Annotated in this window: 24 protein-coding genes and 1 pseudogene; 12 read left to right on the top strand and 13 right to left on the bottom strand. The window is 67.4% G+C overall.

Features of this window, described 5'->3' with window-relative positions; all coding sequences use genetic code 11:
• Positions 1 to 28: 28 nt before the first annotated feature.
• Both QFZ47_RS21045 and QFZ47_RS21050 read right to left on the bottom strand, forming a co-directional pair.
• Positions 29 to 1,090, bottom strand: coding sequence for a Fe(3+) ABC transporter substrate-binding protein (locus tag QFZ47_RS21045; protein ID WP_307657471.1), 1,062 nt, complete (start codon positions 1,088 to 1,090; stop codon positions 29 to 31).
• Positions 1,091 to 1,286: 196 nt separating this feature from the next.
• Positions 1,287 to 1,832: a PaaI family thioesterase gene (locus QFZ47_RS21050; RefSeq protein WP_307657472.1), complete on the bottom strand. Its 546-nt coding sequence runs from the start codon at positions 1,830 to 1,832 to the stop codon at positions 1,287 to 1,289.
• 55 nt (positions 1,833 to 1,887) lie between these two features.
• On the opposite strand from QFZ47_RS21050, the gene QFZ47_RS21055 reads away from it, so the two are divergent.
• The 3 genes from QFZ47_RS21055 (at position 1,888) to QFZ47_RS21065 (ending at position 5,090) form a co-directional block, all read left to right on the top strand.
• Entirely contained in the window at positions 1,888 to 2,394 is a 507-nt protein-coding gene (locus QFZ47_RS21055) for a MarR family winged helix-turn-helix transcriptional regulator (protein ID WP_307657473.1), read from the top strand.
• Positions 2,387 to 3,622: an MFS transporter gene (locus QFZ47_RS21060; RefSeq protein WP_307657475.1), complete on the top strand. Its 1,236-nt coding sequence runs from the start codon at positions 2,387 to 2,389 to the stop codon at positions 3,620 to 3,622. Before QFZ47_RS21055 ends, QFZ47_RS21060 begins: the two co-directional genes overlap by 8 nt.
• A gap of 61 nt (positions 3,623 to 3,683) precedes the next feature.
• Positions 3,684 to 5,090 (top strand): MATE family efflux transporter, encoded by a 1,407-nt coding sequence (locus QFZ47_RS21065; protein WP_307657476.1) that lies wholly within the window; start codon positions 3,684 to 3,686, stop codon positions 5,088 to 5,090.
• Positions 5,091 to 5,123: 33 nt separating this feature from the next.
• Here the strand turns inward: QFZ47_RS21065 and QFZ47_RS21070 are convergent, their stop codons facing one another.
• The 5 genes from QFZ47_RS21070 to QFZ47_RS21090 form a co-directional block, all read right to left on the bottom strand.
• On the bottom strand, positions 5,124 to 5,444 hold the full coding sequence (locus QFZ47_RS21070; protein WP_307657477.1) for a hypothetical protein: 321 nt from the start codon (positions 5,442 to 5,444) through the stop codon (positions 5,124 to 5,126).
• Positions 5,445 to 5,602: 158 nt separating this feature from the next.
• Complete coding sequence (locus QFZ47_RS21075; protein ID WP_307657478.1) at positions 5,603 to 6,340, bottom strand: aldolase; 738 nt, start codon at positions 6,338 to 6,340, stop codon at positions 5,603 to 5,605.
• A gap of 34 nt (positions 6,341 to 6,374) precedes the next feature.
• Positions 6,375 to 7,016 carry a 2-dehydro-3-deoxy-6-phosphogalactonate aldolase gene (locus QFZ47_RS21080; protein WP_307657479.1) on the bottom strand — a complete coding sequence of 214 codons (642 nt, stop codon included), beginning with the start codon at positions 7,014 to 7,016 and terminating at the stop codon, positions 6,375 to 6,377.
• Entirely contained in the window at positions 7,013 to 7,921 is a 909-nt protein-coding gene (locus QFZ47_RS21085) for a 2-dehydro-3-deoxygalactonokinase (protein ID WP_307657480.1), read from the bottom strand. Before QFZ47_RS21085 ends, QFZ47_RS21080 begins: the two co-directional genes overlap by 4 nt.
• A 1-nt stretch (position 7,922) precedes the next feature.
• On the bottom strand, positions 7,923 to 9,659 hold the full coding sequence (locus tag QFZ47_RS21090) for an IlvD/Edd family dehydratase (RefSeq protein ID WP_307657481.1): 1,737 nt from the start codon (positions 9,657 to 9,659) through the stop codon (positions 7,923 to 7,925).
• Positions 9,660 to 9,809: 150 nt separating this feature from the next.
• On the opposite strand from QFZ47_RS21090, the gene QFZ47_RS21095 reads away from it, so the two are divergent.
• The 5 genes from QFZ47_RS21095 (at position 9,810) to QFZ47_RS21115 (ending at position 14,891) form a co-directional block, all read left to right on the top strand.
• Positions 9,810 to 10,553 carry a FadR/GntR family transcriptional regulator gene (locus QFZ47_RS21095; protein ID WP_307657482.1) on the top strand — a complete coding sequence of 248 codons (744 nt, stop codon included), beginning with the start codon at positions 9,810 to 9,812 and terminating at the stop codon, positions 10,551 to 10,553.
• Positions 10,554 to 10,652: 99 nt separating this feature from the next.
• Positions 10,653 to 12,038: an ABC transporter substrate-binding protein gene (locus QFZ47_RS21100; protein ID WP_307657483.1), complete on the top strand. Its 1,386-nt coding sequence runs from the start codon at positions 10,653 to 10,655 to the stop codon at positions 12,036 to 12,038.
• Positions 12,039 to 12,074: 36 nt separating this feature from the next.
• Positions 12,075 to 12,956 carry a carbohydrate ABC transporter permease gene (locus tag QFZ47_RS21105; RefSeq protein ID WP_307657484.1) on the top strand — a complete coding sequence of 294 codons (882 nt, stop codon included), beginning with the start codon at positions 12,075 to 12,077 and terminating at the stop codon, positions 12,954 to 12,956.
• Positions 12,953 to 13,804, top strand: coding sequence for a carbohydrate ABC transporter permease (locus QFZ47_RS21110; protein WP_307657485.1), 852 nt, complete (start codon positions 12,953 to 12,955; stop codon positions 13,802 to 13,804). The genes QFZ47_RS21105 and QFZ47_RS21110 overlap by 4 nt, the downstream gene beginning before the upstream one ends.
• Before the next feature lie 19 nt (positions 13,805 to 13,823).
• Positions 13,824 to 14,891: an ABC transporter ATP-binding protein gene (locus QFZ47_RS21115; RefSeq protein WP_307657486.1), complete on the top strand. Its 1,068-nt coding sequence runs from the start codon at positions 13,824 to 13,826 to the stop codon at positions 14,889 to 14,891.
• Here the strand turns inward: QFZ47_RS21115 and QFZ47_RS21120 are convergent.
• Positions 14,888 to 15,901: an endonuclease/exonuclease/phosphatase family protein gene (locus QFZ47_RS21120; RefSeq protein WP_307657487.1), complete on the bottom strand. Its 1,014-nt coding sequence runs from the start codon at positions 15,899 to 15,901 to the stop codon at positions 14,888 to 14,890. The two genes, QFZ47_RS21115 and QFZ47_RS21120, sit on opposite strands and share 4 nt — an antisense overlap.
• Before the next feature lie 258 nt (positions 15,902 to 16,159).
• Between QFZ47_RS21120 and QFZ47_RS21125 the strand changes: the two genes are divergently transcribed.
• Together QFZ47_RS21125 and QFZ47_RS21130 are read left to right on the top strand one after the other, a co-directional pair.
• On the top strand, positions 16,160 to 16,522 hold the full coding sequence (locus QFZ47_RS21125) for a hypothetical protein (RefSeq protein WP_307657488.1): 363 nt from the start codon (positions 16,160 to 16,162) through the stop codon (positions 16,520 to 16,522).
• A gap of 9 nt (positions 16,523 to 16,531) precedes the next feature.
• Entirely contained in the window at positions 16,532 to 17,260 is a 729-nt protein-coding gene (locus QFZ47_RS21130; protein WP_307657489.1) for a YajG family lipoprotein, read from the top strand.
• A gap of 72 nt (positions 17,261 to 17,332) precedes the next feature.
• Here the strand turns inward: QFZ47_RS21130 and QFZ47_RS21135 are convergent, their stop codons facing one another.
• A complete protein-coding gene (locus QFZ47_RS21135; protein ID WP_307657490.1) occupies positions 17,333 to 19,174 on the bottom strand; it encodes a DEAD/DEAH box helicase in 1,842 nt (613 codons plus the stop codon).
• Between the two features lie 309 nt (positions 19,175 to 19,483).
• On the opposite strand from QFZ47_RS21135, the gene ettA reads away from it, so the two are divergent.
• Entirely contained in the window at positions 19,484 to 21,145 is a 1,662-nt protein-coding gene (gene ettA, locus QFZ47_RS21140; protein ID WP_307657491.1) for an energy-dependent translational throttle protein EttA, read from the top strand.
• A gap of 3 nt (positions 21,146 to 21,148) precedes the next feature.
• On the opposite strand, the gene QFZ47_RS21145 is transcribed toward ettA, so the two are convergent.
• The 4 genes from QFZ47_RS21145 to QFZ47_RS21160 are packed head-to-tail and all read right to left on the bottom strand — an operon-like array spanning position 21,149 to position 24,505.
• Positions 21,149 to 21,610, bottom strand: coding sequence for a carboxymuconolactone decarboxylase family protein (locus QFZ47_RS21145; protein ID WP_307657493.1), 462 nt, complete (start codon positions 21,608 to 21,610; stop codon positions 21,149 to 21,151).
• On the bottom strand, positions 21,519 to 22,019 hold the full coding sequence (locus QFZ47_RS21150) for a MerR family transcriptional regulator (protein ID WP_307657494.1): 501 nt from the start codon (positions 22,017 to 22,019) through the stop codon (positions 21,519 to 21,521). The genes QFZ47_RS21145 and QFZ47_RS21150 overlap by 92 nt, the downstream gene beginning before the upstream one ends.
• Before the next feature lie 34 nt (positions 22,020 to 22,053).
• Positions 22,054 to 23,448: a TAXI family TRAP transporter solute-binding subunit gene (locus tag QFZ47_RS21155; RefSeq protein WP_307657495.1), complete on the bottom strand. Its 1,395-nt coding sequence runs from the start codon at positions 23,446 to 23,448 to the stop codon at positions 22,054 to 22,056.
• Positions 23,449 to 23,455: 7 nt separating this feature from the next.
• A complete protein-coding gene (locus QFZ47_RS21160) occupies positions 23,456 to 24,505 on the bottom strand; it encodes a P1 family peptidase (RefSeq protein ID WP_307657496.1) in 1,050 nt (349 codons plus the stop codon).
• Positions 24,506 to 24,546: 41 nt separating this feature from the next.
• Here QFZ47_RS21160 and QFZ47_RS21165 point away from each other — a divergent pair.
• Positions 24,547 to 25,846, top strand: a pseudogene (locus tag QFZ47_RS21165) (NAD(P)/FAD-dependent oxidoreductase).
• Positions 25,847 to 25,852 lie beyond the last annotated feature (6 nt).

The following is a 25,852-nucleotide window of genomic DNA, read 5'->3' on the forward strand; positions in this document are numbered from 1 at the left end:
CCGGCGCGAAGCCTGGGGGCGAGCAACATCACATGTCGAAGCCGACCTTGTCGACCAGCGCACTGGCCTGCTTGCGGTACTTGGCGATCTCGGTGAGCGGCAGCGGATCGACCTTCAGCTCGCCGATGGTTTCCCCGATGATCGGATCGAGCGCCACGCCCTTGCGCACCGGATATTCGTAGTTGGCCTGCGCGTAGAGCGCCTGCGCCGGCTCCGACACCAGGAATTCGAGCAGCTTGACCGCGTTGGTGCGCTGCGGCGCATTTTTGGCCACGGCCGCACCGCTGATGTTGACGTGCGTGCCGCCGCTCTTGCCGCTGGCAAAGGTCGGGCGCACCACCTTGATGGCGTCGCCCCACTTGCGCGCGTCGGTGCCTTCCTTGGAACTCTTCATCTGGCCGACGTAGTAGGAGTTGGCCAGGCCGATGTCGCAGATGCCGCCCAGGATGTCGCGCGCCACGTCGCGGTCGCCGCCCGTGGCCTTGCGGGCCAGGTTGGCCTTGACGCCGCGCAGCCATTGCTCGGCCTTGGCCTCGCCGTCGTGCGCGATCATGGCTGCGATCAATGCCGTGTTGTAGGGATGCTGGCCCGCGCGGATGCAGACCTTGCCTTTCCACTTCGGGTTGGCCAGGTCTTCATAGCGGAAGCTGGTGAGCGGCTGGTTCCTGTCGGCATAGAGCACGCGCGCGCGCAGCGAGAGCGCGAACCACTGGCCGTCGGCACCGCGCAGGTTGGCGGGCACGGCCGATTCGAGCGCGGCCGATTTCACCGGCTGCGTCACACCGCCGTCGACCAGGTCCATCAGGTTGCCGATGTCCACCGTCATCAGCACGTCGGCCGGCGAGCGCGCGCCCTCGGCCTTGACGCGCTCGAGCAGGCCGTCCTTCACGAACACCGTGTTCACCTTGATATTGCTCTGCGCACTGAACGCCGAGATCAGCGGCTGGATCAACGCGGCTTCGCGCGTGGTGTAGAGCGTGAGTTCGTCGTTGGCGGCGTGGGCGGGCAGGGCGGCGGCGGCCAGCCAGGCGGCGGTGACGCCGATCAGTGCGCGGGCGGCGCGGGCTTGAGCGCCAGAGCGTTCGGTCATGAAAAATCCTCCAGGAGCGGTGATGTGTTCTTCGGGAAACATCGGCGGCCGGCCTGCGGCGCCGATGCGAACAATTATCACTGCCCTTGCGGCGGTTTCTTATGTCCTTGCACTTACAAGGATTGCTCGAGGGCGCCGGTTAGTTGATTAATCCACCCATCGGCAAACCTGATCCAGCCCTGCGCGCGACGTCCGATCAGCGTGACGAGGGAATCTCGAACACCAGGCAGGTCGTGGTGGCATGCGCGTACAACGTGCCGTCGGGTCCGAACAGCCGCGCCTCAGCGGTGGCGAGCTGCCGGCCGCAGTGGATCACCTTGCCCTCGGCACGCACGCGCTGCACCTTGGGCGTGAGGCCCTTCACATAGTTCACGCTCAGCTCGGCGGTCGTGTAGGCGCGCCCGGCCGGCAGCATGGCGTGGACCGAGCAGCCCAGCGCGGAATCGAGCAGGGTGGCAACCCAGCCGCCGTGGATGGTGCCCAGCGGGTTCAGGTGCTGCGCAAGGGGCGTGCCCTGGAACACGGCCACGCCGGGGCTCACCGAAAGCAGCGTGAAGTCGAGCGTCTTCGCGATGGCCGCAAAAGGGATGTCGCCGTTCAGCATGGCCTGCATCATTTGGAGCCCGGTCTTGCCGGCGATCTGCTCTGGGCGGGCCAGGCCAGGGCCTGGCCCCGCGTTCAGCCGTTCGACGACCTCGGCCTCCTGGGCGATCCAGGCGTCGATGGCATGGGACTCGGTCATGGAAAAAAGCTCCTTGATAGTTGTAGGTGCAACCATTGTAGCTACAATGAACGGCATGAACACCGCTCTGAAGCCCCGGCTGAAGCCTCAGTTGAAGCCCCAAGGATGTACCAATTTCCGCCTGCGCCGGCTCTCCAGGCTGGCGTCGCGCCTCTATGACGTGCACGTTGCGCCCAGCGGGCTCAAGACCACGCAGTATTCGCTGCTCTCGCACGTGCTGCATCTCGGGCCGCTGCGTCCGGTCGACCTGGCGCGCGGGATGAACGTCGACGCCTCCACGCTCACGCGCAACCTCAAGCCGATGCTGGCGGCGGGCTTCCTGGTGCAGACGGAGGGGCCCGACGCGCGCAGCCGCATGCTGGCGATCACCGACGCAGGCCGCGAGAAGCGAGCCGAGGCGCAGCGCCTGTGGCACGGCGCGCAGCTGGCGCTCAACGACATCCTCGGCACGGAACGCGTGCTGGCGCTGCATGCCCTGCTCGACGAGAGCCTGGAACTGCTGCAACGCGCGGGGCTGGGCGATGGACAGCCGGAAGACGCAACGGGAGCCGGCAATGAATGAAACCCTTCTGCGGCGCCATGCGCTCTGGCTCGTGCTGCTGGCGGCCGCGGGCGCCTTCGCACTCACGATGGGGGTGCGCCAGACGATGGGCCTGTTCCTCTCGGCACTCAACACCTCGACCGCGCTCGGCATCGGCAGCATCAGCCTGGCGTTCGCATTCGGGCAGCTCTGGTGGGGCCTCACGCAGCCCTTCGCGGGCGCCGTGGCCGACCGCATCGGCACCGGCCGCGTGGTGTTCCTGGGCGTGCTGCTGGTCGCCGTCGGCACCCTGATCACGCCGCTGATGACGAGCACGGCCGGCCTGATCTTCGCGATCGGCGTGCTCGCGGCCGGCGGTGCCGGCATGGCAGGCCCTTCGGTGCTGATGGCCGCGACCACGCGGCTGGTGCCGGCCGAAAAGCGCGGCCTGGCCACCGGCATGGTCAACGCCGGCGGCTCCTTCGGACAGTTCGCGATGGCGCCGATCGCCGTCGGCCTGACGGCAGCCGTGGGCTGGGCCGGTGCCATGCAGTGGCTCGGCGTGCTGGTGCTGCTGGCGCTGCCGGCCGCATGGGTGCTCAAGGGCAATTCGAACGCGATGGCCGCGGCCTCGGCGGCCGCATCGGGCATGAAGCCGCTGAGTGCGCGCCAGGCTATCGGCCAGGCGCTCGCGACACCCAGCTACCGCTACCTGAGCCTGGGTTTCCTGGTCTGCGGCTTCCATGTCGCCTTCCTCGCCACGCACCTGCCCGGCGTCGTCGCGGCCTGCGGACTGCCGGCCGAGGTCGGTGGCTGGGCGCTCGCGATGATCGGGCTGTTCAACATCGTCGGCAGCCTTGCCATGGGCTGGGCGGTGGGACGCTGGCGCATGAAGTCGCTGCTGTCGCTGCTCTATGCCACGCGCGGCATTGCCGTGCTGGTATTCCTGCTGGCGCCGAAGACGACCGTGGTCATGCTGGTGTTCGCCGCCGTGATGGGCGTGACCTTCCTGTCGACCGTGCCGCCGACCGCCGGCCTCGTCGCCAAGATGTTCGGGCCGGTCAACATGGCGATGCTGTTCGGCATCGTGATGCTGGCGCACCAGGTCGGCGGCTTCCTGGGCGCGTACCTGGGCGGCTACGTCTTCCAGGCCACGGGCAACTACGACATCGTCTGGTACATCGACATCGCGCTCGCCGCGGGCGCGGCGCTGGTGCACCTGCCGATCCGCGAAGCGCGGCTGGCGCGTGCGAAGCTGGTGGTGGCATGAGCCCCCGCCCGGCCGCTCCGAAGGGGGCTCGCACCGCAGCGCATAGCGCGGAGGTTCTTCAATGAGCGGAGGACTCGATCCGCGCACGCGCATGCTGCTCGAAGCGCCGATCGTGGCGACCCTGCTGCGCCTGGCCGCGCCCAACGTGCTCGTGATGGTGGCGCAGGCATCCGTCGGGCTCATCGAAACCTACTTCGTCGGCAAGCTGGGCACCAATGCGCTTGCCGGCATGGCACTGGTGTTCCCCATCGTCATGCTGATGCAGATGACCTCGGCCGGCGCCGTGGGCGGCGGCATCGCCTCGTCGATCGCCCGTGCGCTGGGCGCGCGCCGCCGCGGCGACGCCGATGCGCTGGTGTGGCATGCGGTGGTCATCGCGATCGGATTCGGCCTGTGCTTTTCGCTTGCATTGCTGGCCGGCGGGCGATGGCTCTACGCAATCATGGGCGGCACCGGCGCGGCGCTCGACGCGGCCCTGACGTATTCGAACTGGGTGTTCGCGGGTGCGGTGCTGGTGTGGCTCTTCAATTCGCTCTCGGCCATCATCCGCGGCACTGGCAACATGGCGGTGCCGGCGAACGTGACGGTGGTGGGCGTGGTGTTCCTCATTCCGGCATCGCCGCTCCTGATCTTCGGCTGGGGACCGCTGCCGGGCATGGGCATCGCGGGCGGCGCGATGGCGCTGCTGCTGTACTACCTGCTGGGTTCGATCGCGCTCATCGTCTACCTGCGCTCGCCGCGCAGCCTGCTGCGCCCCACGCTCTCCGTACTGAAGCTGCGCTGGCCCCTGTTCCGCGACATCCTGCGCATCGGGCTGGTGGGTGCGGTGTCGACGGTGGCGACCAACCTGTCGATCGGCATTGCCACGGCCTTGACCGGGCACTTCGGCTCGGGCGCGCTGGCGGGCTACGGCACCGCCTCGCGGCTCGAGTACCTGCTGGTGCCGCTGGTGTTCGGCCTTGGTGCGCCGCTGGTCGCGATGGTGGGCACCTGCATGGGCGCGGGCCAGCGCGAGCGTGCGCTGCGCGCCACCTGGGCCGGCGCGGCGCTGGCCTTTGCGCTCACCGAAACCATCGGCCTCGCCGCGGCGCTGTTCCCGCGGCCCTGGCTGCTGCTGTTCGGCAGCGACCCCGCCATGCTCGAAACCGGCGCGCACTACCTGCGCGTGGTGGGACCGCTCTACGGCTTCTTCGGCGTCGGCCTGGTGCTGTATTTCGCCTCGCAGGGGGCCGGGCGCCTGCTGTGGCCGGTGCTCGGCAACATCGCGCGGCTCGCGGTGGCCGGCGTGGGCGGCTGGCTGGCCTTGCGCTGGAGCGGCGGACTGGCCGGCGTGTTCGCGGCACAGGCCGTGGCGCTGGTGGTGTACGGCATCGTCATCGCCTCGGCGATCGCCGGCGGCGCCTGGTTCGGCCGCGTGGGCTGGCCGCGCACGACGCGCGGCCTGCTGCAACGCGTGGCGCGGGCCTGAGCTGCTTTCGAGCGCCGCGCCGCTCCTCCGGGATCAGTAGCGGTAGGGATTCTCGGGCCGGCGGTCGTAGCGGTTGGGCACGCCGTCGCCGTCGTAGTCTCTGCGGCCATGGCGGCGCTCTTCCCAGTGGCGATGCCGATGCTCGTAGCGGTCGCGCCCGTGGTAGTAGCCGGGGCCGTAGTAGTGATGCCGCGGGGGCGGCGGCGCGTAGTAGTGGTGACGCGGCGGCGGTGCGGGCACCACGTAGACCTGGGCCTGGATGAAGCGGCCGCCGGTCTGTGCCTGTGCCGGGGCGCTGAGTGCAGCCAGCGACAGCAGGGCTGCGGCGCCGATCGCGTAAGTGAGCTTTTTCATGGCGACTCCCATGGAGTGGTTGGAAGCCCTATCGTCGCGGCCCCATGTGAACGCTGTGTAAGGCTGGAGCGAAATCGGATGAAGAGCTGTAAGCCGCTGCGCGCCCATTGCGCGATGCTGCGCCGCCCTTTTGCGATTCGAAATCGGCCGAACGGACCTCAGCCGCGTGGCGGAGGCAGCATCCGCCGCAATGCCTCGAAGAACAGGTCCGACTGCTCGCGCTCGCCCTGGATCTGTGCCGCGACATGCGCGGCCAGTTTGGCATCGACGGGGACCAGGGGGCGCCCGGTCGATTGCGCAATCACCTGGTGCAGGCTCGCGCGTTCCAGATAGTAGAGATCGTCGTAGGCATGCGCAATGGAGGCGCCCGCCACGATCACGCCATGGTTCGCGAGAAAGGCGATGTCCTTGCCCGCCATGGCGCGCGCGATGCGCTCGCCTTCGGCATCATCGAGCGCAAGGCCGTTGTAGACCCCGTCGATCGCGATGCGGTTCATGTAGCGCATCGCGTTCTGGCTCAGCGTGGGATCGAGCGCACGATCGGCCGTGAGCGTGAGTGCCGTGGCGTAGGGCATGTGGCAGTGCAGCACGACTGCGTGGCCCGTGAGGCGGTGCACCGCGCCGTGGATGAAGAGGGCGGTCGGCTCCACCCTATGGCGGCCGGCCAGCACTTCGCCGTGCACATCGATCAGCACGATGTCGTCAGGGCCGATCTCGCTCCAGTGCAGGCCGCGCGGATTGATCAGGTAGCGGTCCTGTGCGCCGGGCAGCAGCACGCTGAAATGGTTGCAGACCCCTTCGGACAATCCGTGGTGGGCGGCGGCGCGCAATGCAAGCGCAAGGTCTTCGCGCAGCTTGCGGATGGCGGGGCTGGCGTAGGCTGAATCGGCGGACATCGACGCTCCCTCGTGGACGTTGGAAAGAAGATTTTCAGATGGCGGTCGCGCCCGTGAAGGCCGCGACGAATTTCTGCGCATCGGCGCGCACGGCCGATGCCTGCTTGCCCGGCTTGTACAGCGCGGAGCCGATGCCGAAGCCGGCCGCGCCGGCCGCACGCCATTCGGCCATGTTGGCGGGCGTGATGCCGCCCACGGGCATCAGCGGCGTGCCTTGGGGCAGTACCGCGAGCAGGGCCTTCACCACCGCAGGCGATGCCAGTTCGGCCGGGAACAGCTTGAGCCCGGTCGCGCCCGCGGCCAGCGCGCCGAAGGCTTCGGTCGGTGTCATCACGCCGGGCAGGCAGACCATGCCGAGCCGCATGGCTTCGGCGATCACGTCGGCATTGAAGTTGGGCGACACGATCAGCTCGCCGCCGGCCGAATGCACATAGCGCACCTGCTGCACGTCGAGCACCGTGCCGGCGCCCACCAGGGCGTGCGGGAAGCGCGTGCGCATCAGCGTGATGCTGGCGTAGGGCTTGGGCGAATTGAGCGGCACCTCGAGCAGCCGGAAGCCGGACTCGACGATGGCATCGCCCACCTCGGCGGCCTCGGCAGGCGTGAGCCCGCGCAGGATGGCGACCAGCGGCAGCTCGCGCATCGCGGCCTCGAATTTTTGTTGCGGTGTGGTCATGGCGGAATTCTGTCTGCGTCGAGAAAGCCGGACAGCGCATGCAGCCCGGCCCAGGTGGCTTCGGCGCCGAGCGTGCGCGTGGCGGTGCCGGTGGCGCGCAGCGCCAGGGCGTAGCGTTGGGTGAGGGCGGAGGAGCCGATCAGCACGACCTCGCCGGCCGCCTGCAGCGACTGCGTGCGCAATTCTTCGCCGATGAGCAGGCCCGAGAGATAGCTGGAGAGTTCCTGCGTGGCCATGCGCTCGAACAGCGCGAGCGTGCGCGTGCCGAAGGCGTTGTGCAGCAGGCCGTGGCCGTTCTCGGAGCGCGTCACGCCGTCGAGGAAGGCCGCTTCGTCGAGCGGCGCCGCCGCGTCGAGCGTGCGCGCCAGGATCGAGTGCTGGCTCAGCAGCGCGTAGAACTCGCCCGTCATGTAGGTGCGAAAGCCCGCGACGCGGCCTTTCTTGACCGTGGCCCACTTGTTGTGCGTGCCCGGCAGCACGAAGACGCCCTCGTCCAGCCCGGCGATCGACATGGCGCCGAAGATCTGCACCTCTTCGCCGCGCATGACATCGGGAACGCCGTCATGCTCGTCGCTGAGGCCCGGCACCATGGAGATGCGCGAGCCCGGCCGCACGTCGATGTCGATGATGCTGCGGCCCACTTCGACGCGGCCCGCCGGGCAGGCGCAGTACGGCGCCTCGACCCAGCCCTGCTTGCTGCCGGCCATGCCGGAGATCAGGCAGCGCGCGCCTTCCAGATGCATCCAGTCGCCGAACAGCGCTTCAAAGACAGCGGGGAAGCCGCCTTGCGGCACCTTGAGGATGCCGCGCGCATCGCTGCGCTCTTCGAGCACCTTGCCGTTGGCATCGAGCAATGCGCCGCGCAGCGAACTCGTGCCCCAATCGATGGCGACCAGTCTTGTCATGTCAGTGATTGTCGCGCGGCACGAAGGCCCCGCGGCGACCACGCAGGAAGGCCAGGTCGGCGCCCTGATCGGCCTGCAGCACCGTGTCGACGTACAGCTTCCAATAGCCCGAGTCGAGCGGCGGCTTGGGTGCGACCCACTTCTCGAGCCGCCTTGCGAGCTCTTCGTCGCTCACATGCAGATGCAGCTTGCGGTTGGGCACATCGAGCTCGACGATGTCGCCGTCCTGCACCACCGCGAGCGGCCCGCCCGCGGCCGCCTCGGGCGCCGTATGCAGCACCACCGTGCCGTAGGCCGTGCCGCTCATGCGCGCGTCGCTGATGCGGACCATGTCGGTGATGCCCTTGCGCAGCACCTTCGGCGGCAGCGGCATGTTGCCCGACTCGGCCATGCCCGGATAGCCGCGCGGGCCGCAGTTCTTCAGCACCATGACGCAGTGCTCGTCGATGTCGAGGTTCTCGTCGTCGATGCGCTTGTGCAGGTCGTCGGCGTTTTCGAACACCACCGCGCGGCCCTTGTGCACCAGCAGTTCGGGCGTGGCGGCGCTGGGCTTGATGATGGCGCCGTTGGGCGCAAGGTTGCCGCGCAGCACGCAGATGCCGGCCTTGTCCTTGAAGGGCTCGGCCAGCGGGCGGATCACCTGCGGGTTGTAGTTCTCGGCGTCCTTCACGTTGTCCCACAGCGTCTGGCCGTTGGCCGTGATGGCGTCCTTGTGCAGGTACTGCGCGATCTCCTTGATGACCACCGGCAGCCCGCCCGCGTAGCAGAAGTCTTCCATCAGGAAGCGGCCCGAAGGCTGCAGGTCGACCAGGCAGGGCAGGTCGGACGCCAGCCGGTCGAAGTCGTCGAGCGAAAGGTCCACGCCGATGCGCCCCGCAATGGCCAGCAGATGGATGACGAGGTTGGTGGAGCCGCCGATGGCCGCATTGACCTTGATGGCGTTCTCGATCGCCTGGCGCGTGAGGATCTTCGACATGTTCAGGTCTTCATGCACCATGTCGACGATGCGCCGGCCGGCCATGCGCGCCAGCACGTTGCGCCGGCCATCCACGGCCGGGTAGGCCGCGTTGCCCGGCAGGCCGATGCCGAGCGACTCGACCATGCAGGCCATGGTGCTCGCGGTGCCCATGGTCATGCAATGGCCGTGGCTGCGGTGCATGCAGCTCTCGGCCTCGAAGAAGTCCTGCAGCTTGAGCGTGCCGGCGCGCACCTGCTCGCTCATCTGCCACACGCCGGTGCCCGAGCCCAGCTCCTGGCCGCGCCATTTGCCCGAGAGCATCGGCCCGCCGGAGACGCCGATAGTCGGCAGGTCGACGCTGGCCGCGCCCATCATGAGCGCGGGTGTGGTCTTGTCGCAGCCCATGAGCAGCACCACGCCGTCGAGCGGATTGCCGCGGATGCTTTCTTCCACGTCCATGCTCGCGAGGTTGCGATACAGCATGGCGGTGGGGCGCAGCAGCGTCTCGCCGAGCGACATCACCGGGAACTCAAGAGGGAAACCGCCCGCTTCGTAGACGCCGATCTTCACCTGCTCGGCGAGCGTACGGAAATGCGAGTTGCAGGGCGTGAGCTCGCTGAAGGTGTTGCAGATGCCGATGACGGGGCGCCCGTCGAACTGGTCGTGCGGCACGCCCTTGCCCTTCACCCAACTGCGGTAGATGAAGCCGTCGCGGTCGTTGCGGCCGAACCATTGCTGACTGCGCAGGTCGCTGGATTTTTTCTTGGGGGAAGTGCTCATCGGTTGTCTCCATTTACGACCGCTTGCGGCCCCAAACCTCAGGGTTTGTCCTGCCGATCGGCCATTTCAATCATCATATGATAAGTGCGAAGAACTGGCCGGACCCTTAGTGTTTTCGAGCGTCGGCATATCAAATTTCACATCACGCACATGATCAAGAACATCCACGGTCGCACGCTCGAATTGCTCGGCGAAGCTGTCGTGGCCGGCCGTTATGCGATCGGGGCGTCGATACCGGCCGAACCCATTCTGGGCGAGGAACTGGGCGTGAGCCGCACCGTGGTGCGGGAAGCCATCAAATCGCTTGCCGCCAAGGGCCTGATCGTGACGGGGCCGAAGGTCGGCACGCGGGTGTTGCCGCAGGACAAGTGGAACTGGTTCGACCCCGATGTCATCACCTGGCAGTCGCGCGCCGGGCTCACGCCCGAGTTCCTGCGCGACCTGCAGGACCTGCGGCGCGTGGTCGAGCCGGCGGCCGTGCGGCTCGCGGCCGAGCGCGCCAGCACGCAGGACATCGAAGAGATCGAGCGCGCCTATGCCGGCATGAAGGAAGCCGTGGAGAACGGCGGCGACTATGTCACCTTCGACCTTCGCTTTCACACCGGCCTCCTGAGCGCGGCGCGCAACCGGATGCTGGCGCAGATGAGCAAGGCGCTCAGTGCGCTGCTTCGCACCAGCTTCGAGATCTCGACCAGCAAGCCCGACGGTCCCGCGCTTTCGCTGCCGCTGCACCGCGCGGTGCTCGACGCGGTGATTGCACATGATCCGCCGAAGGCCGAGCAGGCGGTCATCCGCCTGATCGACGGCGCGCGGCAGGACATCGACGACGTGATCGGCTCGCGCCGCCGGCTGCCGCGGCTCAGCCGTCCGCCGCCGCGGCTCAAAGCGAACTAGCCGGCAGCCCGGGTTCAGGTGCCGGCCGGCGCAGGTTGCAACAGATTTTTTCACCCACGCTCGTGTTCGAGCATTTCCACCGAAGAAGAAGGAGACACCATGAAAGTCGTCAAGTCGCTGATAGCGCCGACGTTGTTCGCGCTGGGGTTGTTGGCGGCGGCAGGTCCCGCTGCCGCGCAGGAAAAGCTCACCGTCTGGTGGGTCAAGGGCTTCTACAAGGCCGAGGACGATGCGCTGTTCGCCGCCATCAAGAAGTTCGAGGAAAAGAACAAGAACGTGAAGATCGAGCTGTCGCAGTACCCGATCCAGGACATGATCCCCAAGACCGTGTCTGCGCTCGACTCGGGCAGCCCGCCCGACGTGGCGTACGCCGATGTGTACGACTTCCAGGTCACCGGCAAGTGGGCCTTCGACGGCAAGCTCGAAGACATCAGCAGCGTGCTCGCGCCCATGAAGGAGCGCTTCGCGCCCAACACGCTGGAGACCACCTATCTCTACAACGACCAGACCAAGAACAAGGCCTACTACGCCTTCCCGATCAAGCAGCAGACGATGCACGTCGAGTACTGGCGCGACATGCTGGCGGAAGCGGGCTTCAAGGAATCGGACATTCCGGGCACCTGGAAGGAGTACTGGTCGTTCTGGTGCGAGAAGGTACAGCCCGCCAGCCGCAAGGAAAGCGGCAAGCGCAGCTTCGGCATCGGCATGCCGATGGGCGTGGACTCCAGCGACTCCTTCTATTCGTTCCTGACCTTCATGGACGCCTACAACGTCAAGCTGGTGGACGACAACGGCAAGCTGCTGGTCGACGACCCGAAGGTGCGCACCGGCCTGATCGGCGCGCTGACCGACTACACCGCGCCTTACACCAAGGGCTGCACGCCGCCTTCTTCCACCAGCTGGAAGGACCCGGACAACAACGTCGCGTTCCACAACAAGACGACCGTGATGACGCACAACGCGACCATCTCCATTGCCGCCAAGTGGCTCGACGATTCGAACAACGCCTCGCTCACGCCCGAGCAGCGCGAAGAAGCGCGCAAGAACTACACCGAGCGCATCCGCACGGCCGGCTTCCCGAGCAAGCCCGACGGCAGCAAGATGGTCTATCGCAGCGCGGTGAAGACCGGCGTGGTGTTCAAGGACGCCAAGAACAAGGCGCGCGCCAAGGAGTTCGTGGCCTTCCTGCTGCAGGAAGAAAACCTCACGCCGTACGTCGAGGGTTCGCTGGGCCGCTGGTTCCCCGTGACCAAGACCGGGCAGCAGCGCGACTTCTGGAAGGCTGACCCGCACCGCCTCTCGGTCTTCAACCAGTACGCCGCCGGCACCGTGACCTTCGAATTCACCAAGAACTACAAGTTCACCGTGCTCAACAACGAGAACGTCTGGGCCAAGGCCATGAGCCGCGTCGTGACCGACAAGGTGCCGGTGGACAAGGCCGTGGACGAGATGATCGCGCGCATCAAGACGGTGGCGGCACAGTAAGCCGCACTCGGAACCACCTTCACCGGGCTGACTCGCATGAGCTCCACTGCCACCGCTACCGCCGCGCCGCTTCCGGCGCCTCTCGTCAATCTTGGAGCGCGGCATGCGCGCTGGCAGTTCTGGGGCGCGGTCATGGTCGTGCCCTACCTGCTGGTGTTCGTGGTGTTCGTGCTGTACCCGGTGGGCTACGGGCTGTGGCTCGCCCGCCATCCGCAAAGCTACGTGAAGCTGGTCGAAGACCCGATCTTCTTCCGCTCGGTGATCAACACGGCCATCTTCCTGGTCGTGGCGATCAACATCAAGATGCTCGTCGCGCTGGTGCTGTCGGGCTTCTTCGTGACATCGCGCTGGTGGATCAAGATCATTTCGGCGATCTTCATCCTGCCATGGGCGATGCCTTCGATTCCAACCATCCTGTCGATCCGCTTCATGCTCAACCCGGAGTGGGGCGTGATCAACAGCACCATCTTCCGCCTGACCGGCGCCGACGGCCCCAACTGGCTCAACGACCCGGCGCTGGCGCTCACCTTCGCGATGGTGGTGCACGTGTGGAAGTCGCTGCCGTTCTGGACGCTCATCCTCGTGGCCGGCCGGCTGGCCATTCCCACCGAGCAGTACGAAGCGGCCTCGGTCGACGGCGCCTCGTCATGGCAGAAATTCCGCTTCGTGAGCTGGCCGGCGCTGAAGACGCTCTACATCACCTCGCTGATCCTCTCGATGATCTGGACGCTGGGCGACTTCAACAGCGTCTACCTGCTGACCGGCGGCGGACCTGCCGACCTGACGCATGTGCTTGCGACGCTGGGCATCCGCTATCTGCGCCTTGATCAGGTGGATCTGTCGATGGCTTCGATCGTGGTGGCCTTGCCATTGGTTCTGCCGCTTGTTTACTTCATGATGAAGAGGCTCTCGAAATGAAACGCTGGACCCCCAAGGCCATAGCGACCGAGGCCAAGCTGCTGCTGATTGGCATTCCGGTGCTGCTGTGGACGCTGATCCCGGTCTATCACATGGTGCTGTTCGCGATCTCGTCGAAAGACTCCGCGACCTCGGGCCACCTGTGGCCCAAGAACCCGACGCTGGACAACTTCCGCATCGTGTTCCAGCAGAAGCACTTCTACCTCGACCACTTCTGGCTGCAGCTGTGGAACTCGCTCCTGATCGCGGTGTCGGTCGGCGCGCTCACGCTGTTCGTCGCGACCACGGCTGCGTTCGCGATCAGCCGGCTGCGCGTGAGGGGCGGGCGCACGGTGATGAACCTGGCGCTCTTCACCTACTTCATTCCCGCGGCCTTTCTCGCGGTGCCCATGTACAAGACCATGGGCAACTATGGTCTCCTCAACAGCCAGTGGTCGCTGATCCTCGCCATGGTGACCATCGCCTCGCCGTATTGCATCTGGGTGCTGAAGCAGGCTTCCGACAAGCTGCCCTACGAACTCGACGAAGCCGCGCGCATGGACGGTGCTTCGCCGCTGCAGCTGTTCCGCCTGGTGTACCTGCCGCTGATGGTGCCGTCGCTGGTGGCGGTGGGCACCTATTCGCTGCTGCTGGCATGGAACGAATACCTCTACGCCTTCCTGCTGCTGTCGAACGACAGGAGCGTGACGCTCGCGGTGGCGCTCGGCAACTTCCTGTCGGCCGACGATTCGCCGTGGGAGCTGCTGATGGCCACCGGCCTCATCTACGCATTGCCGCCTGCGGCGATCTATTACGCCTTCAAGCGCTACATGGTGGGCGGACTCACCGCTGGTGCCGTCAAGAGCTGAGCGAACCCTGGGAATAAAAATGGCATCCGTATCCTTTCGCAATATCCAGAAATCCTTCGGCAAGGTCCAGATCATCCAGGGCCTGAGCTTCGACATCACCGACGGCGAGTTCGTGGTGCTGGTCGGGCCTTCGGGCTGCGGCAAGTCGACCTTGCTGCGCATGCTCGCGGGCCTGGAAGACATCAGCGGCGGCGAGATCATGATCGACAGCCGCGTGGTCAACGACCTCGAGTCGAAGGACCGCGACATCGCCATGGTGTTCCAGAGCTACGCGCTCTATCCGCACATGACGGTGGGCGAGAACATGGGCTTCAGCCTGCGGCTGCGCAACGCCGAGAAGTCGGTGACCGACGAGCGCGTGTCGCGGGCGGCGAAGATCCTCAACCTCGACGCGCTGCTCGGACGCTATCCGCGCGAACTGTCGGGCGGCCAGCGCCAGCGCGTGGCCATGGGGCGTGCCATCGTGCGCGACCCCAAGGTGTTCCTGTTCGACGAGCCCCTGTCCAACCTCGACGCCAAGCTGCGCGTGGCCATGCGCGCCGAGATCAAGGCGCTGCACCAGCGCCTGAAGACCACCACGGTCTACGTGACGCACGACCAGATCGAAGCCATGACCATGGCCGACCGCATCGTGGTGATGCACGACGGCATCGTCGAGCAGATCGGTACGCCGCTCGACCTGTACGACCGCCCCGACAACCTGTTCGTCGCGCAGTTCATCGGCTCACCGTCGATGAACGTGATCGAGGGCACGGTGCGGCGCTCGGGTGGCGAATGCTGGGTGGAGGCCCACGGCGCGCGCTGGCCCGTGCCGCCGGCCACCTCGGCACCCGACGGCCAGCCGGTGCACTACGGCATCCGTCCCGGCGACATCACGCTGGGCGGCGGCAGCGGCGTCGATGCGCAGGTGATCGTGGTCGAGCCCACGGGCGCCGAGACCGAACTGCTGGTGCAGGTCGGCGAAGCGAAGCTGGTGCTGGCGGTGCACGGCCGCGTCGACGCGCAGCCCGACCAGACCGTGGGCCTGGCCATCGATGCCGACCGCGTGCACCTGTTCGACCGCCAGAGCGGCCGGCGCATGCCCTAATCGGTGCGCAGCCGGAGCAGCGCGCGCACGAAGCCGTGGTCCGAGCGCGAGCGGTCGCGGCCTTCGTGCAGGTGGTCGTTGAAGTAGTCGACCCGGCGCACGTCGCCCAGGCTGCGCCGGCTCGTCGCAACGAACTCCTCGCTCACGAAGATCTGGTCGAGCACGGCCGGAAAGCCCTGGTGGATGTGCGAATAGGCCACGTCTTTCTTGAGCGCCGATTCGCCCTGCATCTCGTAGGCATTGAACAGCGCCACGTCGCGCGCGGCCTTGTCGTAGGCCACCTCGGAGGTGGCGGCCACCAGTTGCGTGGTGACGCTGTGCGGCTCGTCGTTGAAGTCGCCCATCACCACCAGCGGCGTGTTCGTGCCCTGCAGCAGGTCGATCACGATGCAGCGCAGGGCCGCCGCCTCGACGCCCCGCATGACGAGCGAGCGCAGCGAAGCCATTGCGCCGACCTTGCGGTCCTCCCGGTCTTCCAGGGCATTGCCTTGCGCGTCCTGCAGGAATTTCGGCCGCTTCGACTTGAGGTGCACCGTCAGCACATGCACCTGCTGCCCGTGCTTCATGCGCAGCGTGGCCAGGAGGGGCGGGCGCTCGAAGCGCGTGTGCGGGCCGAGGCCCGGCACCTCGACCCCGAAGCCCGGCGGAAAGTCGACGAATGACTGGACATGGTCCACCTGCAGCCGCGTGGCGATGCCGACCCGCGGCGTGCCCTGCGCGCCGTTGTGCGGCGGCGTGTTCTCGGCGCCGGGCACCGAGACGAAGTCGTAGCGCAGGCCGCTGCGCGCAATGGCGGCCTTCAGCGCGCTCTCGTCCCAGACTTCCTGCACCGCGAGCACGTCGGCATTGAGCGCGTGGAAGCGCTCGCCGGTCCAGGCGATCTTGCGTTCGTATTCGCGCTCGTCGTAGGCATCCTGGTTCTCGTAATACACCCGTTGCGGGTTGGCGAGATTCAGCAGGTTGCAGGTGGCGACGAAGAGGGTGGCGTAGTTGGGCGGGATGTCTTGCATGGCTTGCAATTGTGTTCGCACGGGTTCGCGCGAGATGACGCCTTTCGCATTAACGAACACGAGAGCGCGGCTTCGTGGGTGTTGCCTGGCTGACAAAAAGCGCGGAAAACGTGTTGGATTTGTGATCCTCCAACGTTTGTGTCGGCACTTGCAAGTCGACAATCCGGCGTCCTTCCTGGAAGAGAAAAAATGCAATTTCGATCGAGCTGTTCCGTTCTCCTGGCGTGCCTCACGCTCGCCGCTTGCCAATCGGCCCCCTTGTACGAGCCCGGCCGGCGCGCTCTGGTTGCGGCGCAGGAAGACGAGGAACGCACCGTGGTTGGCCAGCCGGTGCCCGGCACGGCATTCGCGCAGCTTCGGCCCAGCATGACCTATGCGGAGGCGGTCAGGATCGCAGGCAAGCCGAACGCCGAAACGGTCCGGAACACAGGCAAGGCCTGGATCCCCACCTACAACGGAACGGACCGGTGGCGCCATTACCTGGCCTACAAAGGGCAGGGCGTGCTGGTCTTCGCGGGCACGGCAGGAGGCGAAATCGCCGAGATCTCGCGCACCAGAGCCTACACGCCCGACGTGCTGATCCAGATCGTGCACAACCCGGCGGACAGCGGAAAGCTCTGAGGCAAGCCGATGAAGCCTGTCGATCGCAGCCTGCCGTCCCGCCGCGTCGTGCTGGCCCTGGCCCTTACCGGCATCCTGGTGCTCGCGGGCTGCGGCTCCAGGCCCGCAACTGTGCCGGAACTTCCCACCGTCACCCGCGTCATGGTGATCCCCGTGGCACCGATCAAGAAGCTTCACACCGAGAACAAGGGCATCCCGCTCGGCGTGCTGTGGCAGTCGATTGCCGATCGCGTCAAGGGCTCCGAATTCAACGAGCGCATGGAAGCCGTCCGCAATGACATGGGGCCGAAGATGACGGCCGCACTGGTTGCGCAGTTGAATGCGCAGGGCTACCAGGCGCAGGCGCTCGAGGGCGTTTCCAGGCCGGCGGCTTCGCCCGACAACATCGACTACGGAATGCTGCCGACTTCGGAGCCGGTGCTGCACGTCTACTTCAACGAGGTCGGCATGTATTCGGCGCGCTTCTCGACCGACTATGTGCCGCGCGTGAACCTGAGCGCCTACCTGATGACCGCCAAGGACGGCGACACCGTGTATTCCGAGACCATCTACTACGGTGCCGATGCCAGCGGCGATTCTTCCGGCAGCGTGCCCGCGAAGGCGCGCGATCGCTGGGGCAGCTTCGGCGAACTGGTGGCGCAGCCGCAGGAGGTGGCGCGCAGCTATGACGATGCGGTGGCCGCGCTGGCCATCAGGATCGCGAAGAACATCCGGGCCAACACGGCGCCGCCGCGCTGACGGAAAAAAGACAAAGGGCACCGAGGTGCCCTTTGTTCATTTGCGAGGCAGGTGTTCTACCTGCGGCGCTGATCAGCGACCAAACGATCGGCCGCCACCGCCACCGCCACCGCCGCCGGAGCGGTTGCCACCGCCGCCGCCGCCGTAACCACCACCGCCGCCGCCGCCCGAACGGCCACCGCCGCCCGAACGATTGCCGCCGTAGCCGCCACCGCCACCGCCCGGACGTCCGCGACCGCGGCCGCCACCCATGTGGTCGACGCTCGTGCGCAACGGATCCGGCTGGCCGTCGCCGCCCGCGACTGCTTCGGCGCGCAGGTGCGCCACCTGGTTGGCCTGCGTCGGGCTGTGGCTGTTGCCGTGATGGCGCGGTTGGCGCTCGTCATGCGGCAGATGATTCTGTTGTTGATGCTGAGGTGCATGGTGCGGCGTGCGTGCCGGGCCCTGCGGTCCGCGGCTTTGCGGCGCGCGGGCGCCCTGGCTGCGCGGGCCTTGGCCCTGTCCCTGGCCGCCACCATTGGCGTTGCGGCCTTGACCACCGCCGCCGCCCTGGCCGCCACCGCGGCGCTGGCCGCCGCCGTTGCCGCCACCACCACCACCTCCAGCGCGCTCGCCGCCGCCCTGGCCAGCCTTGTTCTCGCGAATACGCGACAGCATTTCGGTGCGGGCAGCCTTGGCAGCTGCCTGCATCACGTCGCGGCTCGGCGGACGGCCGGCGCCGCCCCAGATCGTCTGGCGACCCATTGCGATCGGTTCGGCGCGCTCGCCGTCCTCAGGGCCGAAGCCTTCGACGAACTGCACCGGAATCGTCTGCTTGGTGAAGCGTTCGATTTCCTGCATGAAGCCTTCTTCGTCCAGGCAGACGAAGCTCACGGCCTCGCCGCTCGAACCGGCGCGGCCGGTGCGGCCGATGCGGTGCACGTAGTCTTCGCTGACGTTCGGGATCTCGAAATTCACGACGTGCGGCAGCTCGTCGATGTCGATGCCGCGGGCCGCGATGTCGGTCGCCACCAGCGCGCGGATGTCGCCGCTCTTGAAGCCGGCCAGCGCCTGCGTACGCGCGCTCTGGCTCTTGTTGCCGTGCAGCGCCATCGCCTCGATGCCGTTCTTGGTGAGGAACTCGGCCACGCTGTTGGCACCGAACTTGGTGCGCGTGAACACGAGCACCTGGCTCCACTTGTTCTCGTTGATGATGTGCGCGAGCAGCGCCTTCTTCTTGCCGCGGCCCACGGGGTGGATCACCTGGGTGATGCGCTGCACGGTGGTGTTGCGCGGCGTGACCTGGATGCTCTGCGGGTTCTTGAGCAGCGTGGCGGCCAGGTCGCGGATCTCGTCGCTGAAGGTGGCCGAGAACAGCAGGCTCTGCTTTTCCCTGGGCACCAGCGCAAGAATTTTCTTCACGTCATGGATGAAGCCCATGTCGAGCATGCGGTCGGCTTCGTCCAGGATCAGCATCTGGACCTGGCTCAGGTCGAGCATGCCCTGCTGCTGCAGGTCGAGCAGGCGGCCGGGGGTGGCCACGAGGATGTCGACGCCCTTCTTGAGCTTGCTGATCTGCGGGTTCATGCCCACGCCGCCGAAGATCACGGTCGAGTCGAGCTCCAGGTACTTGCCATAGGTGCGGACCGACTCCTCGACCTGGGCCGCGAGTTCGCGCGTGGGCGTGAGCACCAGCGCACGGATGCCGATGCCGCCGAACTTGTTGGTGGCGCTCGCGCCCACGCTGAGCTTGTGCAGCATGGGCAGGGTGAACGCAGCGGTCTTGCCGGTGCCGGTCTGGGCGCCGCCCAGAAGGTCGTGGCCTTCGAGGACCGCGGGAATGGCTTGCGCCTGGATGGGGGTGGGGGTGTCGTAACCGTGCTCGTGCACAGCCTTCAAGATGGCGGGAGCCAGCTTCAGTTCGTCAAAATTCATTGGAAACAATAAGCGCCATACACGGCGCAGTGGCATCGGCCCGCTTGGCGTCTTTTGGTGACGCCGAGCCAGTCAAGGCTGATGAAGGTCAGGGGTGGGAGCCGGAAAGTCCGCCCTCGCAAGAGGGTTGAAAGGCGCTTTCTTCGTCCCCGGCAGAGAGCCGGTGTTGCGGGCAACTGGACCCGGCAACGGTGTGTATTGTCGCATGAGTCGATAATCCATGGTTTGCCGCGCCCGAAAGCTTCCTTCGGGCGCCGGCGCCGTTCTCCGATTTTTCCCGAATCCCGCTACCCAAGGTAACCCTCACAGATGGCTCAATACGTCTATTCGATGAACCGCGTCAGCAAGACCGTGCCGCCCAAGCGGCAGCTCTTGAAAGACATTTCGCTTTCTTTCTTCCCCGGCGCCAAGATCGGCGTGCTCGGCCTGAACGGCTCGGGCAAGTCCACGCTGCTCAAGATCATGGCGGGTGTGGACAAGGAGTTCGAGGGCGAGGCGCTGCCCATGCCGGGGATGACGATCGGCTATCTGGAGCAGGAACCCAAGCTCAACACCGAGCACACGGTGCGCGAATCGGTCGAAGAGTCCATGGGTGCGGTGTTTGCGGCCAAGGCGCGCCTCGAAGAGGTGTACATCGCCTATGGCGCCGAAGACGCCGACTTCGACGCGCTGGCGGCCGAGCAGGCCCAACTCGAAGCCATCATCGCCACCGCCGGCACCGATTCCGAACATCAACTCGAAATCGCCGCCGACGCATTGCGCCTTCCGCCGTGGGACGCGAAGATCGGCCTGCTGTCAGGCGGCGAAAAGCGGCGCGTGGCGCTGTGCCGCCTCTTGCTGTCCAAGCCCGACATGCTGCTGCTCGATGAGCCGACCAACCACCTGGACGCCGAATCGGTGGAGTGGCTCGAAGTGTTCCTGCAGCGCTTCACGGGCACCGTGGTGGCCATCACCCACGATCGCTACTTCCTCGACAACGCGGCCGAGTGGATCCTGGAAATGGACCGCGGCCGCGGCATTCCCTGGAAGGGCAACTACAGCACCTGGCTCGAGCAGAAGGGCGAACGCCTGGCGCAGGAGCAGAAGAGCGAAGAAGCCCACGCCAAGGCGCTGAAGAAGGAGCTGGAGTGGTCGCGCCAGAACCCGAAGGCACGCCAGGCCAAGAGCAAATCCCGCCTGGCCCGCTTCGAGGAGCTGAGCGACCTGGAATACCAGAAGCGCAACGAGACGCAGGAGATCTTCATTCCGGTGGCGGAGCGGCTGGGCCAGCAGGTGTTCGAGTTCCACGGCGTCAGCAAGTCCTTCGGCGACCGCATGCTGATCGACAACCTGAGCTTCACCGTGCCGCCGGGCGCGATCGTCGGCATCATCGGCCCGAACGGCGCCGGCAAGTCGACGCTCTTCAAGCTGCTCGCGGGCAAGGAGAAGGCGGACAGCGGCGAAGTCATCATCGGCTCGACGGTCAAGATGGCCTTCGTCGACCAGCACCGCGACGAGCTCGCCAACAACAAGACCGTGTGGGAAGACATCTCGAACGGCCTGGACATCATCAATGTCGGCAAGTTCCAGATGGCGAGCCGCGCCTACGCGGGCCGCTTCAACTTCAACGGCGCCGACCAGCAGAAGAAGGTCGGCACGCTGTCGGGCGGCGAGCGCGGCCGGCTGCACCTGGCCAAGACGCTGATCGCGGGCGGCAACGTACTGCTGCTGGACGAACCGTCGAACGACCTGGACGTGGAAACCCTGCGTGCGCTCGAAGACGCGCTGCTCGAATTCGCCGGCACGGTCATGGTCATCAGCCACGACCGCTGGTTCCTCGACCGCATTGCCACGCACATTCTTGCGGCCGAAGGCGACAGCCAGTGGACCTTCTTCGACGGCAACTACCAGGAGTACGAAGCCGACAAGAAGAAGCGCCTGGGCGAAGAAGGGGCCAAGCCCAAGCGCATGCGCTACAAGGCGCTCAAGTAAGCCTCAGGCCGTTTCCGCAAAAGCGCGCGGTTCCGCAAGGGGCCGTGCGCTTTTTTCATCGTCGGCCGCAAACACCTCGCGCGCTGCGGCCAGGCCGTTGAGTGCGGCGGGGAAGCCCGCGTACACGGCCATCTGCATGAGGGTCTCGACGATTTCGGTGCGCGTGACGCCGACGTTGAGCGCGCCCTGGATGTGCACCTTGAGCTGCGGCGCGGCGTTGCCCATGGCCGTGAGCGCGGCCACCACCGCGATCTCGCGCGAACGCAGGTCGAGGCCGGGGCGCGAGTAGATGTCGCCGAACGGAAACTCGATCAAGAGGCGCGCGAAATCAGGGGCGATGCCGGCCAGGCTTTCGACGACCTTGACGCCGCCTTCACCGTCGATCTGCTGGAGTTTGGCGAGCCCGCGCTCGTAGCGCAGGTTGTCGTCGTTGCGGTGCTGGCTTGCCGCTTGTGCTTGGGTCATTGCTCGTCTTTCCTTCGGGGGCTGTGCCCGGTGACGAGGGACGCTTCCTGTCGATGGCACGGTAGTGCTCGATCTTCAGCGACAGCGCCTGCATGGATTGCTGCAGCGCCGCCACCTTGGCCTGGACATCGGCAAGATGCTGTTCGAGCATCTGGCGCCGCTCCCCGACACTGGCGTCCCCCTGGCTTCGAAGCCTGGCGAAGGCCTGCATGCCCTGGATGGGCATGCCGGTCTCGCGCAGGCGCAACAGGAAGGCCAGCCAGTCCAGGTCGGCGCTCGCATAGCGGCGCTGGCCGCCCGGTGCACGAGGCACCGCGGCGATCAGTCCAATGCGCTCGTAGTAGCGCAGCGTGTCGGCCGTGAGGCCGGTGCGCCGCGCGACTTCCGCAATGGTCAAGTGGGCTTCCATGGCGGGAATTCTCGAAGTTGGAGCGCACTCCAAGTCAAGCGCTTTTTGCGGCTTCTGCGGGCGGCGGCGTCCGGGGCGCGAAATCGCCCGGCTGCGGCCAGCGCATCTGCACGCGCCTTTGCACCGTGTGGATGTTGTTGCGCAGCGCGTAGAGCTCGTCCGCGTATGACAGCGGAACGGCCACCTTGTTGACCACGCGGTCGAGCTCCTCGAGTTCGTCGAGCAATTCGTCGCGCCCGCCTTGGCGGGTATCCACCTTGGTCTCGATGTCGCGCAGCCGCGCATACCAGCGGAACACGCGGCGCCGCACGCGGAACTGGTAGAGCGGCGGCACCACGCGGCTCAGCGGCAGCATCAGCACCAGGAGGCCGCCAAGCACCAGCCACATGCGCTCGATCAGATTACTGGCCCAGAACGGCAGGTAGCGCTGCCAGAACGGCGGCGTGCCGTTGATCGCGCGGTCGCCTTCGGGGCTCACGGGCAGTTCGCTGGTGCGCGTGTTGGGGAAGTCGCGTGCGCGGTTGAACCAGCCGGCGTCGCTGTGCACGCCTTGCGCGGCCTGCGCGAAGAGCTGGCGCAGCGCGGGATGGGTCTCGTCGCGCGAGAGCAGCGAGGTGGTGGCCGCGAGCAGCGAGACGTCCGTAGGCGGCAGGTCTTTGGCCAGGTCGACCACGCCGCGCGGCAGCGTCACCGTCGAGAGGAACGGAAAGCGCCGCGAGTACGCATCGGCCTGGCCGAAGTCCATCAGCTTGATGTCGGGCGCGCGCAGCAGCCGCTGCACCTGCGGCGACTGCGGCGCCGAAGCCAGCACGATGGCGTCGAGCAGGCCGGCCTGCAGCGCTTCGGCCGCGGCCGCCTGTTCGAGGTTGGAAAGCTGCAGCGCCTCGGGCTCGAGATGGTTGGCCTTGAAGAGCCTTTCCATGATCTCGGGCAGGCCACTGCCCGCCAGGTCGACATTCACGCGCAGGCCGCGCAATTGGGCGAGTGATGTCAGGGTGGCGGTCTTGCGGTCGATCTTCTGCGCGCTGTCGGCGCGGTAGAAGAGCCAGATCGGCTCGAAGAACAGGCTGCCGAGGGAGGTGAGCCCGGCTTTCTCGTCGGCCACCGGATCGGCGCTGCCGCCGCGCACAAAGCCCACGTCGGCGCCGCCGCTGCGCAGCAGTTCCAGGTTCTCGGAAGAACCCGTGGTGGCCTTGAGTTCCACCTCGATGCCGCTCGTCTTGAGCAGCTCGGCATAGCGCTTGCCGAACTGCGAATAGGCGCTGCCGGTCGGTCCGGTGGCCAGCGTCACATGCTTGGGCGGCTGCGGCTCCAGCCACCAGTAGGCGGCGATCAGCAGGCCGATCACGAGGAACACGACCGGGCCTGCCGAGGCGATGAGGTCGCGGATCGACAGCAGGATCAGTTTCAGCGTCTTGGGCATGGCCATGGGGAGCTCAAACTTTCGTTGCTGGAAGGTCGGCCGCGCACGGGACGTGCAGCTCGCCAACGGTGACGGAACGCGCCGCCAGCACCGCGCGCAAGGTGGCGCGCGCCACCGCTTCGGCGGCCATGGTGCCGAGCACGGTCATGCCGGGCCTGGATTCGGACGCGGGCCCTTCGAGCGGAACGCGGCCGGTGGCCAGCGCGAACAGCGTGTCGCCGTCGCTCATCGTGTGCACCGGGTTGATGGCGCGCGCGAGGCCGTCGTGCGCCACGCTGGCGAGGCGGTTGGCCTGCACCTTGGTCAGCACCGCGTCGGTCGCGATCACGCCGAGCGTGGTGTTGGTGCCCGCGAGCAGCGGCTTGGGCGGCTCGCCGCGCAGCAGGGCGCGGCGCGTGTCGAGCAGCGCAAGGCCGTCTTCGGTGCGCGCGCCGGCCACCGGCCGCGCGGTGTCGGGATCGATCACGTCGCCCAGCGCGTTGACCGCGATGAGCGCGCCCACCGTCACGCCACCCACCGTGACCGAGGCCGTGCCGATGCCGCCCTTCATCGCGCGGTGCACACCGAAGAGCTTGCCCACGAGCGCGCCGCTGCCGGCGCCCACGTTGCCTTCTTCCGGCGCATTGCGGGTGGCCGCCTCGCAGGCCGCATAGCCGGCCGCGGCATCGGGGCGGATGCGCGCGTCGCCCATGGGCAGGTCGAACAGCACGGCGGCCGGCACGATGGGCAGGGTGCCAAAGCGCACGTCCATGCCGATGTTGCGCTCCTCGAGCCAGCGCATCGCCCCGTCGGCCGCGGCCAGGCCCCAGGCGCTGCCACCGGCCAGCATGATGCCGTGCACCTGCTGTACCAGGTTGCCGGGCGAGAGCAGGTCGGTTTCGCGCGTGCCCGGCGCGGCGCCGCGCACATCGACGCCGGCAACCGCCCCTTCGCGGGCGAGGACCACGGTGCAACCGGTGGGCCGGCGCGTGTCGGAAAAATGGCCGACTTCGATGCCGGCCACATCGGTGATGGCGCCGGAAGACGAAGCAAGGGAAGAGGAAACGGATGACGGAGCAGGCATGGCGGCCGATTATGGGACCGCGCCCTCTACGATAGGCCCCCATGACAGTTGCAAGAAGTTTCTCTGCGCAAGGCGCGGGACGCCACGTGGTCGTGATCGGCGCGGGCGCCGTGGGCAGCGCGACCGCCATCGAGGCCTTGCGCGCCGGCCTGCGCGTGACGGTGGTGGAGCCCGGCGAGCCGGGCGGGCCCGCAGGCCACGAGCTACGGCAATGCGGGTTGGCTGTCGTCGCATTCCGTGGTGCCGCCCGCGCTGCCCGGTGCGTGGCGCAAGGTGCCCGGCTGGCTGGCCGATCCGCTGGGGCCGCTTGCGCTGCGTTGGCGCTATCTGCCGCGGGCCCTGCCCTGGCTGCTGCGCTACCTGGCCTCGGGCTGGACCGAGGCGCGCGTGCAGCGCACGGCCGACGCGCTGCGCACGCTGCTGGCCGACGCACCGGCGCTGCACGCCCGGCTCGCCGCCGAGGCCGGGGTGCCGCAGCTCATCGAGCAGCGCGGGCTGCTGCATGCGTACCGCTCGCGTGAGGAGTTCGAGGGCGACGCGCTCGGCTGGCGCGTGCGCCGGCACACCGGCGTGCAATGGGAGGAATGGGCGGAGCCGGAACTGCGGCAGCGCGAACCCGACCTCGATGCGCGCTACACGCTCGGCATCTTCGTGCCCGAGGCCGGGCACTGCCGCAATCCGGGGGCCTACGTGGCGGCGCTGGCGCGGCATGCGCAGGAGGCCGGCGCGCAGCGCGTGGCGGCGCGCGCCACCGGCTTTCGCATCGAAGGCGGGCGATTGCGCGCGGTGCGCACCGAGGCCGGCGAGATCGCCTGCGACGCCGCCGCCATCTGCGCCGGCGCGCGCTCGGGCCCGCTGGCCGCGGCGGCCGGATCGGCGGTGCCGCTCGAATCGGAACGCGGCTACCACGTGGTCGTCGAAGGGGCTTCGGTGGGGCCGCGCACGCCGACCATGGTGGCCGACGGCAAGCTCATCGCGCACTGGATGGACGGCGGCCTGCGCGCGGCCGGCCAGGTCGAGATCGGCGGGCTCGAGGCCGCGCCCGACTGGCGGCGCGCCGAGATCCTGCACCGGCATCTGCTGTCGATGTTTCCGGCGCTTGCCATGGAGGCGCCGCAGGCGGCGGCCGTGAAGCACTGGCTCGGCCACCGGCCCAGCCTGCCCGACGGGCTGCCCTGCATCGGCGCGGCCGCGGCCAGCGCGGACATCGTGCTGGCCTTCGGGCATGGGCACGTCGGCCTGTGCGGCTCGGCGCGCACCGGCAGGCTCGCGGCGCAATTGCTCGCGGGCACCACGCCCGAGACGGCGCTGGCCCCGTTCGATCCCGCCCGCTTCAGCTGACGGAAG

It is taken from the genome of Variovorax paradoxus (genome assembly GCF_030815975.1).
Lineage (GTDB): Bacteria > Pseudomonadota > Gammaproteobacteria > Burkholderiales > Burkholderiaceae_C > Variovorax > Variovorax paradoxus_N.